The sequence below is a fragment of the Kosakonia sp. ML.JS2a genome (genome assembly GCF_025642095.1).
Classification (GTDB): domain Bacteria; phylum Pseudomonadota; class Gammaproteobacteria; order Enterobacterales; family Enterobacteriaceae.
In genome coordinates this window covers 111,359-125,674 of the sequence record NZ_CP106754.1, presented here as the reverse complement: position 1 = coordinate 125,674, position 14,316 = coordinate 111,359, and the positions used below count along the sequence as shown (strand labels likewise).

Sequence of the window (14,316 nt, the reverse complement as noted above, 5' to 3'; positions counted from 1 at the left end):
ATGAAAGGCCGCCTGCTCGACGCTATTCCGCTCAACACGCTGACCGGCGTCGGCGCAGCGCAGAGCAGCAAACTGGCGAAAATCGGCCTGCACACCGTACAGGATCTCCTGCTTCACCTGCCGTTGCGCTACGAAGATCGTACCCAACTTTACCCCATTGCCGATCTGCTGCCGGGCGTGTATGCCACGGTGGAAGGCGAAGTGCTGAACTGCAATATCACCTTCGGCGGGCGTCGGATGATGACCTGCCAGATCAGCGATGGCTCCGGCATCCTCACCATGCGCTTTTTTAACTTCAACGCGGCGATGAAAAACAGCCTCGCTACCGGCCGCCGTGTGCTGGCCTACGGTGAAGCGAAACGCGGGAAGTACGGCGCTGAGATGATCCACCCGGAGTACCGCATTCAGGGCGATCTCAGCACGCCGGATTTACAGGAAACCCTGACGCCGGTGTACCCCACCACTGAAGGCGTGAAGCAGGCGACCTTGCGCAAACTGACCGATCAGGCGCTGGATCTCCTGGCGACCTGCGCCATCAGCGAACTGCTGCCACCAGAGCTGGCGCAGGGCATGATGAGTCTGCCGGACGCCCTGCGCACGCTGCACCGCCCGCCGCCCACCCTTCAGCTCAGCGACCTCGAAAGCGGGCAGCACCCGGCGCAAAAACGTTTAATCCTCGAAGAGTTGCTGGCACACAACCTGAGTATGCTAGCACTACGTGCCGGAGCACAGCGCTACCACGCGCAACCGCTCGTCGCCAACGACGCACTAAAACAAGGTCTGCTGGCATCACTGCCGTTTAAACCGACGGGCGCGCAGGATCGCGTCGTGGCGGAAATCGAGCGCGACATGGCGCTGGATATGCCCATGATGCGCCTCGTGCAAGGCGATGTCGGCTCCGGTAAAACGCTGGTTGCCGCGCTCGCGGCCTTACGCGCCATCGCCAACGGCAAACAAGTGGCGATGATGGCCCCGACCGAACTGCTGGCCGAGCAGCACGCGAATAACTTCCGCAACTGGTTTGCCCCACTTGGCGTGGAAGTGGGCTGGCTGGCGGGCAAACAGAAAGGCAAAGCGCGGCAGGCACAGCAAGAGGCGATTGCCAGCGGTCAGGTACAGATGATCGTCGGTACGCACGCTATTTTCCAGGAGCAGGTGCAGTTTAACGGCCTTGCGCTGGTGATTATCGATGAGCAGCACCGCTTTGGTGTTCACCAGCGTCTGGCGCTGTGGGAAAAAGGCCAACAGCAGGGTTTCCACCCGCATCAGTTGATCATGACCGCCACGCCCATTCCGCGAACGCTGGCAATGACCGCCTATGCCGATCTGGATACCTCCGTCATCGACGAGTTACCGCCGGGACGTACGCCGGTCACCACCGTCGCCATTCCGGATACCCGCCGTAACGACATTATCGATCGAGTGCGCAACGCCTGTACTGACGAAGGCCGCCAGGCGTACTGGGTCTGTACGCTGATTGAAGAGTCAGACCTGCTGGAAGCGCAAGCGGCGGAAGCCACCTGGGAAGAGCTGAAACTGGCGCTGCCGGAGCTGAATGTGGGCCTGGTACACGGGCGAATGAAGTCCGCCGAAAAGCAGGCCGTCATGCAGGCCTTCAAGCAAGGCGAACTGCATTTGCTGGTCGCCACCACGGTGATTGAAGTGGGCGTGGACGTGCCTAACTCCAGCCTGATGATCATTGAAAACCCGGAGCGTCTTGGCCTTGCGCAACTCCACCAGCTGCGTGGCCGCGTCGGGCGTGGTGCAGTGGCCTCGCACTGTGTGCTGCTGTATAAATCCCCGTTGTCCAAAACCGCGCAAAAACGTCTGCAGGTATTACGTGACAGCAGCGACGGCTTTGTGATTGCGCAAAAAGATCTGGAAATTCGCGGCCCTGGCGAACTGCTTGGCACCCGCCAGACCGGCAATGCCGAATTCAAAGTCGCCGATCTGCTGCGCGACCAGGCGATGATCCCCGAAGTACAGCGTACTGCCCGCCATATTCATGAGCGCTACCCGCAACTGGCGGAAGCCCTCATCGACCGCTGGATGCCGGAAACAGAACGCTACTCCAACGCCTGAGTTTTAGAACCTTATGCCGTAAAAAGAATCCCCCTTAGAAAAGTATGTTGTTAACAAAGCAACCGTTTGCTTTTACCAAACAGTCCGATAAAATCACCGCTTTTCCATCCAGGGGATTGCTTGAGATGTCCGTAAACACCATCGAGTCAGAAAGTGCGCAACCGGTTGCGCAGACTCAACCCAGCGAACTGATCTACCGCCTTGAAGACCGCCCGCCGCTGGCGCAAACGCTGTTTGCCGCGCTGCAGCACCTGCTGGCGATGTTTGTCGGCGTTATCACGCCCGCGCTGCTTATCTGCCAGGCGCTGGGTTTACCGGCTCAGGACACTCAGCACATCATCAGCATGTCGCTGTTCGCCTCTGGCGTGGCTTCCATTATCCAGATCAAAGCCTGGGGACCGGTGGGTTCTGGCCTGCTGTCGATTCAAGGCACCAGCTTTAACTTTGTGGCACCGCTGATTATGGGTGGCACTGCACTGAAAACCGGCGGTGCGGATGTACCGACGATGATGGCGGCACTGTTCGGCACCCTGATGCTGGCAAGCTGCACCGAAATGGTTATCTCCCGCATTCTGCCGCTGGCGCGCCGTATTATCACCCCACTGGTCTCCGGCGTGGTGGTGATGATTATCGGCCTGTCGCTGATTCAGGTCGGTTTGACCTCCGTGGGCGGCGGTTTTGCCGCGATGGGCAACCACACCTTCGGCGCACCGAAGAACCTGCTGCTGGCAGGCGTGGTGCTGGCAATCATTATTCTGTTGAACCGCCAGCGTAACCCTTACCTGCGCATCGCCTCTCTGGTGATCGCCATGGCGGTCGGTTACGTGCTGGCAATGTTTATGGGCATGCTGCCAGCGTACAACGCCCCGGCGGACGCCTTTATGGTGCCGACACCGCTCTACTACGGCCTGAGCATTGACTGGAACCTGCTGCTGCCGCTGATGCTGGTGTTTATGATCACCTCGCTGGAAACCATCGGCGACATCACCGCCACGTCTGACGTTTCTGAGCAGCCGGTTGCCGGCCCGGTCTATATGAAGCGCCTGAAAGGCGGTGTCCTGGCTAACGGCCTTAACTCCTTCGTCTCTGCGGTGTTTAACACCTTCCCGAACTCCTGTTTCGGTCAGAACAACGGCGTCATCCAGTTGACCGGCGTCGCCAGCCGCTACATTGGCTTCTTCGTGGCGCTGATGCTGATTGTGCTGGGCCTGTTCCCGGCGGTGAGCGCGTTTGTGCAGCAACTGCCTGAGCCGGTGCTCGGCGGCGCAACGCTGGTGATGTTCGGAACCATCGCGGCTTCTGGCGTGCGTATTGTTTCCCGCGAGCCGCTGAACCGCCGCGCGATCATGATTATTGCGCTGTCGCTGGCTGTCGGCCTTGGCGTTTCTCAGCAGCCGCAAATCCTGCAATTTGCTCCTGACTGGCTGAAAAACCTGCTCTCTTCCGGCATCGCCGCTGGCGGTATCACGGCGATTGTACTGAATCTGATTTTTCCGCCAGAGAAAAACTGATGCATGCCGCGGCAACGGGGCCAAACCGTTGCCGCGGTCACTTCCTTTCATCATTCCGCCCTTGAGCATTGCGCATAAATCGTGCATAACTGCCTGACTGACACGTCGGGGATGGAAGATGATGAAATTTCTTGGAAAGCTGCTCCTTGTTGTCGCTATCGTCTTGTTACTGGCGATGCTGGCGGTCTATTTCTTGTTGCAAACTCGCTGGGGTGCAACGCAGGTCAGCCAGTGGGTCAGCAACAACAGCGACTATCATCTGACGTTCGATGTGATGGATCACCGCTTCTCTTCCCCATCCCATGTACTGCTGAAAAACGTTAACTTTGGCCACAAAGGCAAACCCGCCACCCTGGTCGCCAAAACCGTCGACATTGATCTCAGTAGCCGCCAGCTCACCGACCCGCTGCATGTGGACACCATCCTGTTACAGGACGGCACGCTCAATCTCTCCCCGGCTGCCGCGCCGTTGCCTTTCCAGGCCGATCGCCTGCAACTGAGCAATATGGCGTTTAACAGCCCGGCCACTGGCTGGGATCTGAGTGCGCAACGGGTCACTGGCGGTGTTGCGCCGTGGCAACCGGTCGCAGGCAATGTGCTCGGCAGCAAAACGCAGATCCAGATGAGCGCCGGATCGCTGACGTTAAACGGCGTTCCCGCCAGTAATGTCTTAATTCAGGGCAGTATTGATAAAGATGTGGTTACGCTGACCACCATTGGCGCGGATATGGCGCGTGGTTCGCTGACGGGCGATGCGCAACGCAATGCCGACGGCAGTTGGGTGGTGAATAACCTGCGGCTGAACGATATCCGTCTGCAAAGCGACAAACCCCTGCTCGATTTCTTTAATCCGCTGACCACACTGCCTTCACTGAAAATTGACCGCGTCGAGGTGACGGATGCGCGCCTGCAAGGGCCGGAATGGGCGGTTACCGACCTCGATCTGAGCTTGCGCAACCTGACGCTGGAAGGCGGCGACTGGAAAAGCGACGACGGCAGGCTGTCGATGAACGCCACCGAGTTTATTTACGGTTCGCTGCATCTGTTCGATCCGATCCTGAACGCCACCTTCTCGCCGCAGGGCATTGCGCTGCAACAGTTCACCTCTCGCTGGGAAAACGGCATGGTGCGCACCTCCGGCAACTGGTATCGCGCCGGGCACGCACTGGTGCTGGACGACGCTGCCTTTGCCGGGCTGGAATACACCTTGCCGGCAAACTGGAAGCAGGTCTGGATGGATGAACTGCCAACGTGGTTGAACAGCGTGACACTGAAGAAATTCAGCGCCAGCCGCAATCTGGTGATTGATATCGACCCGGACTTCCCGTGGCAGCTCACCGCGCTGGATGGCTATGGGGATAACCTGCAACTGGCGCGCGATCGTAAATGGGGCGTCTGGGGTGGCAGTGCAAAACTGAACGCCGCCGCCGCAACGTTTAACCGCGTTGATGTGCGCCGCCCGTCTCTGGCATTAAACGCAAACAGCAGCACGGTGAACATCAGCGAACTTAGTGCCTTTACCGGCCAGGGATTGCTGGAAGCCACCGCCGTGGTTTCGCAAACGCCGGAACGCAGCGTCAACCTCAGTCTGCGCGGGCGCGGCGTGCCGGTAAATGTGTTGCAGGAGTGGGGCTGGCCAGCGCTACCGATAAGCGGTGATGGCAATCTGCAACTGACCGCCAGCGGCAACGTCAACGCAAATGCGCCGCTGAAACCGACGGTGAATGGCGAGTTGCAGGCGATAAACGTCCAGAAACAGCAGCTAAAACAAAGTATGCATGGCGGTGTCATCTCCGGTGGCGTGGTTGCGCCACCAGCAGAGTCTGCGCCATCACCCTCACCCCAACCCTCTCCCTGAAAGGGAGAGGGAGAAAACCCGCATCCGCTTTCTCCCCTCGCCCTCCGGGGAGAGGGCCAGGAGTGAGGGGAAACCCGCCCCGCCTTATCCCCTCGCCCCTTTGGGGAGAGGGTCAGGGTGAGGGGAGACTCACAGCGTAATCCGAATCTCCCCGCCCTGCGGCGCTATCACTACGCCTTGTTCGCTGCCCGACTGCGTAGCCCCCTGCACTCCGGCAATCTGCGTGATACTGCGTAGGCACAGCGTCCAGTTGCGGGCTTCGCCTTCAGCCTGCACGCTAATCACGCCATTTTCACGTTTCGCCCGCAGGCGGAAAATCACCGCGCCGTTCGCATCCGGTACTTCGCACAGCGCTTCACGCCCCTCATCCAGCGCAAACAGCTGGAAGGCGGTGTTTTCATGCCAGGCGTAATCCGGGCGCTGATCGTTGCAGCCCAGCGCCAGTAGCGTATTGTCACGCACATAAACCGGCAGACTCATCACGTCATGGCGCTGTTGATGCCAGCGGCTACCGTTCAGCACATCGTTATGCCACAGGTGCGTCCAGCGCCCTTCCGGCAGATAAAACTGCACGTCACCCGCCTCGCTGAACACCGGGGCTACCAGCAGCGCCTCGCCCAGCATGTACTGGCGGTCGAGGTAATCGCAGGCGGGATCGCCCGGGAATGCAAGCATCATGGCGCGCATCATCGGTGTGCCGCATTCGTGCGCCAGCGCCGCCTGGCTGTAAAGGTACGGCATCAGGCGGCATTTCAGTTGCGTAAAGTGGCGCACCACATCGCAGGACTCTTCATCGTAGGCCCACGGCACGCGGTAAGATTTACTGCCGTGCAGGCGGCTATGGCTGGAGAGCAAACCGAACGCACACCAGCGTTTGTAGACATGCGCAGGCGCGGTATTTTCAAAACCGCCAATGTCGTGGCTCCAGAAACCAAAACCGGACAGGCCAATGGAGAGCCCACCGCGCAGGCTTTCCGCCATCGATTCGTAGTTGGCGTAACAGTCGCCGCCCCAGTGTACCGGGAACTGCTGCGCGCCAACGGAGGCCGAACGGGCAAACAGCACCGCATCCTGCTCGCCCACCGTCTCTTTCATCACCTTCCACACCAGTTCGTTGTAGATGTAGGCGTAGTGGTTGTGCATTTTCTGCGGACACGCGCCGTTATGCCACACCACATCGGTCGGGATGCGCTCGCCAAAGTCGGTTTTGAAACAGTCGACACCCATCGCCATCAGACCTTTGAGTTTATCGGCGTACCACTGGCAGGCTTCTGGATTGGTGAAGTCGTAAATAGCCAGCCCCGGCTGCCACTTGTCCCACTGCCACAGCGAACCGTCGGCGCGTTTCAGCAGATAGCCTTTCTCTTTCAGTTCACGAAACACGGGAGATTTCTGGCCGATATAGGGGTTGATCCAGACGCAGACTTTCAACCCGCGCGCTTTCAGGCGTTTGATCATGCCTTCCGGGTCCGGGAAGGTCACCGGGTCCCACTCAAAATCGCACCACTGGAAGGCTTTCATCCAGAAGCAGTCGAAATGGAACACATGCAGCGGCAACTGGCGCTCCGCCATGCCGTCGATAAAGCTATTGACCGTCGCTTCGTCATAATTGGTGGTAAATGAGGTGGTCAGCCACAGGCCGAAAGACCAGGCCGGTGGCAGCGCCGGGCGGCCGGTAAACTGCGTATAGCGGTTCAGCACCGTCTGCGGCGTTGGGCCATCAATCACAAAGTACTCGAGATACTCCCCTTCCACGCTGAACTGCACTTTGGAGACCTTCTCGGAGCCAACTTCAAACTCCACGGCCTGCGGGTGGTTCACCAGCACGCCGTAGCCCCGGTTCGTCAGGTAGAACGGGATATTCTTGTAAGACTGTTCGGTGCTGGTGCCGCCATCGCGGTTCCAGGTTTCCACCGTCTGGCCGTTACGCACCAGCGCGGTAAAACGCTCGCCGAGACCATACACCGTCTCGCCAACACCGAGATCCAGCCGCTCGAACATGTAGTTACGCCCGCTGTTGTTATCCTGCACATAGCCGTTGTTCTTCACCTGGCTGCTGGTAATGCGCGCGCCGTTACGCAGAAAATCGAGCGCCCAGTTTTCGCCTTTCGCCACCCGCACGCTCAACGCGCCGCTTTGCAGCTCCGCAAATTCGTCGGTGTTGCGCAGCGCAACATGCACATGCGGTGATGGGTTCAGCGGGAAGTGCGGGCCGTTATCCACCGCGCCCTGAAAGTGCTCAATGCGCACGCCGATAATGCCTTCCTGCGGCGAGAAAAAACGCAGCGTAAACAGCGGCGTGTCCAGTTGCCAGGTGCGTTCGCGCACATCGCGCGGCGCGGCATACACCACCATCTCATTGCCCTGCTGTTCAACGTCGAACACCTGAATGGGCTGGATTAATGTCAGACCCGGCTGGATCAGCCAGTTGCCATCACTGATTTTCATGCATGACTCCTTACAGTAATTCTTCCCGGTGAGAGACGCTGCCCTGCCCTTGTGGATCGCGGTGTTCGCCACGAGCCAGTTGCGCCATAATCGATGTCAGGAATGGCGTATTGAGGGTGTAGTAGCGTTTGGCGATAAAGGCGCTCAGTAAGTAGCAGACCGCCGGAACCAGCGTGAACAGCGCAATGATGATGCTAATGGTGGCGCTGTTCTGGCTCTGCGCCGCCGCGTTGTAGCCACCACCCGCCAGCGCCCAGCCGATCAATGCGCCGCCCAGCGCCAACCCAAGCTTCAGCACAAACAATGTGCCCGCAAAACTGATGCCGGTAAGGCGTTTGCCATTGCACCATTCGCCATAATCCACGGTGTCGGACATCATCACCCACTGGATGGGGGTGACCAGTTGGTGCAGCACGCCAATAACGAAGATGAAGATAAACATGGTGACGCTGGCTTCGATCGGCACGAAGAACATGGCGACGCTGAGCACGGTGAGCGCGGCGTTGGTCCACCAGAAGATGGTGACTTTGCATTTCCAGTCGGTGAGCGGCTTGGCCAGGGCGCTGCCAATCAGGTTGCCGACGCAGTAAGTGGTGAGGAAGGCGGTAAAGATGGCGGCATCACCCATGATCCAGGTGACGTAATACATCATTGCCCCGCCGCGCACGCAGACGGCGAGGATGTTGAGGATGGTGAGTAAACCGACGATGCGCCACTGGTCGTTTTGCCAGATGTCGCGCAAATCTTCACGCATGGAGGTGGTGCTTGGCGGCGCCTGAATACGCTCTTTGGTGGTGAAGAAGCAGAATGCCAGCATCATAAAGGCGACCACCGAGAGCACCGCAATACCGCCCTGGAAGCCGAAAACTTTATCTTCCCCGCCAATCAGTTTGACCAGCGGCATCATCAGTACGGTGGAGAGCATGCCGCCCGCAGTCGCCAACACAAAGCGCCAGGATTGCAGCGAGATACGCTGTTTCGGGTCGTTGGTGATGACCCCGCCAAGGGCGCAGTAGGGAATGTTTACCACGGTGTAAAGCAGGGTGAGTAACGTATAGGTTACAGCGGCATACATCATTTTGCCGCTGACGCTGAGATCCGGCGTGCTGTAGGCCAACACGCAGACCACGCCAAAGGGCAGTGCGCCGAAGAGAATCCACGGGCGAAACTTACCCCAGCGGCTGCGCGTACGGTCGGCAATCAGCCCCATGCACGGGTCGGAAATGGCGTCTAACGCGCGCGCCAGCAGGAACATGGTGCCAACGAAACCGGCGGGAATACCGAAGATATCGGTATAGAAGAACATCATGTACAGCATTACGTTATCAAAAACGATATGGCTGGCGGCATCGCCCATCCCGTAGCCAATCTTTTCTTTCACAGAAATAATCTGACTGTCCATTTTTGTTTCCTTAACGCCTGAAAAGTAAGCGGAGAGCGGTCTCAGTGGTTGTAAACGATCGTTTTTCAGGCGGGTATTCCGTTTTCTGGTTATCAGATTACGTTTATTCTTTTCTGTGATCGCGGTTACTTTCGCAGCACAAAAAAGCTAACCGTCGGAAAATGTGAGGATTTATCTGAAACGAGGATATCGGGCAGCAGCACAACGAGAAAATTTATGGCAAGGGTATGTGGTAAATGCATGAAAGTAGCTATAATGCGCCCCGCCTCCATGTAGCAATGCAGGCGCGGAAGATCGTCATCTCCGGTGAGGTGGCTGGACTTCAAATCCAGTTGGGGCCGCCAGCGGTCCCGGGCAGGTTCGACTCCTGTGATCTTCCGCCAAAGTTGCTCCGCACCCATCCGAGAAAGTCTAAAAAATCATTAATTTTCAATAGATTTATCAAGTCACTCATCCGTAACAGTCCGACAAGTTCTTCCTGACTCCATGAAAATATGAACAGAGATGTGCATAGGTTTTTTATACGTATTTTGACTTATATACACGGCACTTACAGACATACAAATCAAACGAGCAAAACCTCAGGATCATTCAAACTGGCAGCCAAAGTGTGATGAACCCGCCGCATCATAACCTCAGACCGGCTTACGCCGGTCTTTTGAAGCGGAATACTAATTAATTACGTAAGCTCTTATCATAAACATCAATCCTGCTGTAATCAGGATTCCCCCGATAGTAGACTACAGGCACTTCTTTACCGATATTGTATTTATCCAAATCTACAGTGTTAATATTAAGTGTCTGTTTATCCTTTGTGTAGGTCTTATTATCTGCCCTAAAACTATATGTCATTACAATATCGACCTTACCCAACTCATTTGGCGTCCTTGGGAAATAACTCACGATCTGCGCTTTCACATACACAGGGTCTTTTTTAATCTTCAGGTATAAAAAATAACCCTGCAGCATATAAAAAACGAAGAAACCTATCAAGGCCAGAGGGCCAATAATTGCTATTATTCCTGTATACTTCTCCATTTTAACCCTCATGTAATTATACTTAGCGCGGCATTTTTCAATGACAGTATGTTTCTTTCTGGACTGGCCCCACACTGCAGAATATTTAAACCAAATACTCATCCGAGACTAACACACTGACAGCTAATACATGAAAAGCGACATTAGCCGATAGAAACTGGATACTAAAATGCCTGAACACTGGCTGCTTATGACTTGTAATTTGGCGCCATTCTTGAGTGTTATTTCTTATCAAATCCGAATCAAGAAACTCAGTCAACTTTCCTAACTGGAAGTGACCTGACTCCCCTTTATACTCAAAACCCCCATTCCCAGGAAACGGTACTCTCATAAAATAGCGCACCGATTTAAATACGATGTCTCGCCTAAAAATAGTTGTAATCTCCTCATCACCTTCCAGTATCTCTCTTTCATATTCTATTTCGAGAACAATATCGGAACCATCAGAGTAAAACGACACTGACGACTCTCCATATCCTGGCAACCATTCGTATGGGTCATAAATTACTTCTGCTTCACTTATCTTCATAGGCGTGATTTAAGTTCCTTGTACCAATAGAGGGTAGTTTATTGTTTTTCAATGGATCTGCTGCCCAATCATAGAAGGTCTTATCTGGATATGCCTCAACTCCTGTTTGATTTCGACCAAACCCTACACTCCTCCTGTGCTCAAACTATAGGGCAGGTTCATCTACCGGAGTGGAGCAGTTCAACTACCAGCCACGGTAGTCGATGAAACCTGTCTGTACTTCCCCCATGTTAAACCCGATTAAATACATCCAAATATTACCAATAAAATCAATCAGTTATTAATTGTCGCGCTAATGTAATGCCGTGTGCGTAGTGGCATACTGCATCTGTGCTTCAGTGTGAGCACGCAGGTACCAGAGGACCTAACCCTCTGTTTACTCTGCGACCAGGGGGTGAAAACGTGCAGGCGCTGGCAGCGGTAATAAATGTGATCTGCGGCAGCTTTCAACACAAAAGTGCCTGTGGCTTCGCGATGCCACATTACCGGATAAAAACGCCAACAATCAGTGAGTTATTTTGCATTGCACAGATGTGCGAGCATTCGAAAAGTCTAAAAACAAATGTGCAATACAAAACGGGGTTTTTACCGCCGAAAAGGGCAGTAAATCGTTTTGCCGCAGGCCGCAGACAAGGTTATATCGAAGGACCAAACCTGATTCGTTGTTAGCACAAATGTGCAGGAGGCGAAGGATGCCAAATGAAAACAGTGATGATGTTCGCCTGATCGTAAAAATCGCGCAGCTTTATTACGAACAGGAAATGACGCAGGCGCAAATTGCCCGTGAACTGAGTATTTACCGCACCACCATCAGCCGCCTGCTGAAACGCGGTCGCCAGCAGGGCATCGTCACCATTGCCATTAATTACGACTACAACGAAAACCTGTGGCGCGAGCAACAGCTAAAAGAAAAATACGGTCTGAAAGAAGCGGTAGTGATCGCCTGCAATAGTGAACAGGAAGAAGTACAACTCGATCAGATGGGCATCTGCGCCGCGCAGTTGCTGGAGCGTTTACTGGAGCCGGGCGACATTATCGGTTTTTCCTGGGGGCGCGCAGTACGGGCGCTGGTGGAGAGGTTATCCCCGGCCAGCCAGTCACGCCAGCTTATCTGCGTGCCTGTTGTCGGCGGCCCTTCCGGCAAGCTGGAAAGCCGCTATCACGTCAACACGCTGACCTACAGCGCAGCCGCAAAATTAAAAGGCGAATCATACCTCGCGGACTTTCCGGCGCTGCTGGACAACGCCCTGATCCGCAACGGTATCATGCAGTCCCGGCACTTTAAAACCCTCTCCGCCTACTGGGACAATCTGGACATCGCGGTGGTGGGCATCGGTTCACCGGCCATCCGCAACGGCGCGAACTGGCACGCGTTTTACGCCAGCGAAGAGAGCGACGATCTGTATGCCCGCCAGGTGGCTGGCGATATCTGTTCGCGCTTTTATGACATCCACGGTGCGACGGTAGAAACCCGGATGAGTGAAAAAACACTCTCTATTGAAACGCATCAACTGAAGAAGGCGCGTTACGCCATCGGCATTGCCATGGGTGAAGAGAAATACAATGGAATCGTAGGCGCATTGAAGGGAGAACATATTAACTGCTTAGTGACTAACAGAGAAACAGCCGATTTATTACTGAAGTAATTCTGGTTATTACGCTTTTACATAATTCATTTTATGGGGGCTAGTTTTGGCCAACATCAGGAGAAATATATGCAAACGTGGTTAAATCTGCAGGATAAAATTGTGATTGTTACCGGTGGCGCATCCGGAATCGGGCTCGCCATTGTCGAAGAATTATTAGCTCAGGGTGCGAAAGTGCAGATGGTGGATATTCATGCGGGCGAAGGTCAATATGAAAACCACCCCAATTATCGATTCTGGCAGACGGATATTTCCAGTGCGCAGGAGGTTAATCAGGCCATTAATGGAATCATTCACCATTTTGGTCATATTGACGGTCTGGTTAATAACGCCGGGGTGAATTTTCCACGTCTGTTGGTAGATGAAAAAGCCCCGGATGGGAAATATGAATTAAACGAAGCGGCCTTTGAAAAAATGGTCAACATCAACCAGAAAGGCGCGTTTTTCATGTCGCAGGCGGTGGCGCGCCAGATGGTGAAACAGCGGGACGGCGTGATAGTGAATGTCTCCTCGGAAAGCGGGTTAGAAGGCTCCGAAGGCCAGAGCTGTTATGCCGCCACCAAAGCCGCGCTGAATAGCTTTACACGCTCCTGGGCCAAAGAACTGGGTAAACATGGCATCCGTGTGGTGGGCGTCGCACCGGGGATCCTCGAAAAAACCGGGTTGCGCACGCCGGAGTATGAAGAGGCGCTGGCCTGGACCCGCAATATTACCGTTGAGCAATTGCGTGAAGGCTACAGCAAAAACGCCATCCCGCTGGGGCGTTCCGGACGGTTGTCTGAAGTCGCCGATTTTGTCTGCTACCTGCTGTCAGAACGCGCCAGCTACCTTACCGGCGTGACCACCAACATTGCCGGCGGTAAAACGCGCGGCTAGGGAGGCCCGATGGTTAACGCTCTTTTTTGTGCCCACGGCTCGCTGGCCTGCGCCATGCGGGATTCCGTGCAGATGGTCTACGGCGAGATCAGCGTCGATGCGCTGGAGTTTCTCCCCGGCGAAAATACCCACGACATCGTCGCCAAAATGGCATCGCGCATTAACGCCCACCCGGATGAAGCGTGGCTGATTGCGGTCGATTTGCAGTTTGGCAGCCCGTGGAACGCCGCCGCGACGCTGGCCATGCGCAACACAGGCATCCGCGTCATCAGCGGGCTCTCCTTGCCGATGGCGCTGGAACTGGTTGATAACCAGGACAATATGGATGTGGATGCACTCTGCGAACACCTGACGATCATCGCCCGGCAGGCCTGCGCAGTCTGGCAGGCCACGCCAACTACCGAAGAGGATTTCTGATGAAGATTACCCTTGCACGTATCGATGACCGCCTGATCCACGGTCAGGTCACTACCGTCTGGTCAAAGGTAGCGAATGCGCAGCGGATCATTATCTGCAATGACGATGTCTTTAACGACGAGGTTCGCCGCACATTATTACGCCAGGCAGCCCCACCGGGAATGAAAGTGAATGTCGTCAATATCGAAAAGGCGGTAGCGGTTTACCACAACCCGCAATATAAAGAGGAAACCGTCTTCTATTTATTCACCCGTCCGCAGGATGCACTGGCGATGGTTAAACAGGGTGTTCAGATAGAAACCTTAAATATTGGCGGCATGGCCTGGCAACCGGGTAAGAAACAATTAACCAAAGCCGTCTCGTTAGACCAATCCGATATTAATGCATTCCGTGAACTGGATAAGTTAGGTATTCATCTTGATTTACGCGTCGTGGCTTCCGACCCGTCAATGAATATTCTCGAAAAAATTGAAGAGTTGTCGACAGCTGAATAAATAAAAGCACCCGTT

Annotated in this window: 11 protein-coding genes and 1 tRNA gene; 8 read left to right on the top strand and 4 right to left on the bottom strand. The window is 55.1% G+C overall.

Annotated elements, in window-relative coordinates; genetic code table 11:
- The 3 genes from recG to N7922_RS00545 all read left to right on the top strand — a co-directional run bounded on the left by recG (position 1) and on the right by N7922_RS00545 (position 5,451).
- Positions 1-2,082, top strand: a complete 2,082-nt coding sequence (gene recG, locus N7922_RS00555; RefSeq protein WP_263098775.1) for an ATP-dependent DNA helicase RecG — start codon at positions 1-3, stop codon at positions 2,080-2,082.
- Positions 2,083-2,207: 125 nt separating this feature from the next.
- Positions 2,208-3,593, top strand: coding sequence for a nucleobase:cation symporter-2 family protein (locus N7922_RS00550; RefSeq protein WP_061492486.1), 1,386 nt, complete (start codon positions 2,208-2,210; stop codon positions 3,591-3,593).
- 121 nt (positions 3,594-3,714) lie between these two features.
- Positions 3,715-5,451, top strand: coding sequence for an AsmA family protein (locus N7922_RS00545; protein WP_263101004.1), 1,737 nt, complete (start codon positions 3,715-3,717; stop codon positions 5,449-5,451).
- A 129-nt stretch (positions 5,452-5,580) separates the two neighbouring features.
- Here the strand turns inward: N7922_RS00545 and yicI are convergent, their stop codons facing one another.
- Together yicI and N7922_RS00535 are read right to left on the bottom strand one after the other, a co-directional pair.
- Positions 5,581-7,899: an alpha-xylosidase gene (yicI, locus tag N7922_RS00540; protein WP_263098774.1), complete on the bottom strand. Its 2,319-nt coding sequence runs from the start codon at positions 7,897-7,899 to the stop codon at positions 5,581-5,583.
- Between the two features lie 10 nt (positions 7,900-7,909).
- Positions 7,910-9,301, bottom strand: a complete 1,392-nt coding sequence (locus N7922_RS00535) for a glycoside-pentoside-hexuronide family transporter (protein ID WP_263098773.1) — start codon at positions 9,299-9,301, stop codon at positions 7,910-7,912.
- A gap of 288 nt (positions 9,302-9,589) precedes the next feature.
- On the opposite strand from N7922_RS00535, the gene N7922_RS00530 reads away from it, so the two are divergent.
- Positions 9,590-9,684: transfer RNA gene (locus tag N7922_RS00530), tRNA-Sec, on the top strand.
- 292 nt (positions 9,685-9,976) lie between these two features.
- Here N7922_RS00530 and N7922_RS00525 read toward each other — a convergent pair.
- Entirely contained in the window at positions 9,977-10,339 is a 363-nt protein-coding gene (locus N7922_RS00525; RefSeq protein ID WP_263098772.1) for a hypothetical protein, read from the bottom strand.
- Positions 10,340-10,424: 85 nt separating this feature from the next.
- The gene (locus N7922_RS00520; protein WP_263098771.1) at positions 10,425-10,868 is read right to left on the bottom strand and encodes a hypothetical protein; all 444 of its coding nucleotides are present in this window, start codon (positions 10,866-10,868) and stop codon (positions 10,425-10,427) included.
- 692 nt (positions 10,869-11,560) lie between these two features.
- On the opposite strand from N7922_RS00520, the gene N7922_RS00515 reads away from it, so the two are divergent.
- The 4 genes from N7922_RS00515 to N7922_RS00500 all read left to right on the top strand — a co-directional run bounded on the left by N7922_RS00515 (position 11,561) and on the right by N7922_RS00500 (position 14,301).
- Positions 11,561-12,514 carry a sugar-binding transcriptional regulator gene (locus N7922_RS00515; RefSeq protein ID WP_263098770.1) on the top strand — a complete coding sequence of 318 codons (954 nt, stop codon included), beginning with the start codon at positions 11,561-11,563 and terminating at the stop codon, positions 12,512-12,514.
- Between the two features lie 69 nt (positions 12,515-12,583).
- Positions 12,584-13,390 carry an SDR family oxidoreductase gene (locus N7922_RS00510; protein ID WP_263098769.1) on the top strand — a complete coding sequence of 269 codons (807 nt, stop codon included), beginning with the start codon at positions 12,584-12,586 and terminating at the stop codon, positions 13,388-13,390.
- 9 nt (positions 13,391-13,399) lie between these two features.
- A complete protein-coding gene (locus N7922_RS00505; protein ID WP_263098768.1) occupies positions 13,400-13,807 on the top strand; it encodes a mannose/fructose/sorbose PTS transporter subunit IIA in 408 nt (135 codons plus the stop codon).
- A complete protein-coding gene (locus N7922_RS00500; protein ID WP_263098767.1) occupies positions 13,807-14,301 on the top strand; it encodes a mannose/fructose/sorbose PTS transporter subunit IIB in 495 nt (164 codons plus the stop codon). The genes N7922_RS00505 and N7922_RS00500 overlap by 1 nt, the downstream gene beginning before the upstream one ends.
- The last annotated feature ends 15 nt before the right edge of the window (positions 14,302-14,316 follow it).

Excerpts from the sequence above, each read along its gene's own strand:
- N7922_RS00525 (WP_263098772.1), bottom strand. The coding sequence starts at position 10,339 with ATGGAGAAGTATACAGGAATAATAGCAATTATTGGCCCTCTGGCCTTG.
- recG (WP_263098775.1), top strand. The coding sequence starts at position 1 with ATGAAAGGCCGCCTGCTCGACGCTATTCCGCTCAACACGCTGACCGGC.
- N7922_RS00535 (WP_263098773.1), bottom strand. The coding sequence starts at position 9,301 with ATGGACAGTCAGATTATTTCTGTGAAAGAAAAGATTGGCTACGGGATG.
- N7922_RS00515 (WP_263098770.1), top strand. The coding sequence starts at position 11,561 with ATGCCAAATGAAAACAGTGATGATGTTCGCCTGATCGTAAAAATCGCG.
- yicI (WP_263098774.1), bottom strand. The coding sequence starts at position 7,899 with ATGAAAATCAGTGATGGCAACTGGCTGATCCAGCCGGGTCTGACATTA.
- N7922_RS00510 (WP_263098769.1), top strand. The coding sequence starts at position 12,584 with ATGCAAACGTGGTTAAATCTGCAGGATAAAATTGTGATTGTTACCGGT.
- N7922_RS00505 (WP_263098768.1), top strand. The coding sequence starts at position 13,400 with ATGGTTAACGCTCTTTTTTGTGCCCACGGCTCGCTGGCCTGCGCCATG.
- N7922_RS00520 (WP_263098771.1), bottom strand. The coding sequence starts at position 10,868 with ATGAAGATAAGTGAAGCAGAAGTAATTTATGACCCATACGAATGGTTG.
- N7922_RS00550 (WP_061492486.1), top strand. The coding sequence starts at position 2,208 with ATGTCCGTAAACACCATCGAGTCAGAAAGTGCGCAACCGGTTGCGCAG.
- N7922_RS00545 (WP_263101004.1), top strand. The coding sequence starts at position 3,715 with ATGAAATTTCTTGGAAAGCTGCTCCTTGTTGTCGCTATCGTCTTGTTA.
- N7922_RS00500 (WP_263098767.1), top strand. The coding sequence starts at position 13,807 with ATGAAGATTACCCTTGCACGTATCGATGACCGCCTGATCCACGGTCAG.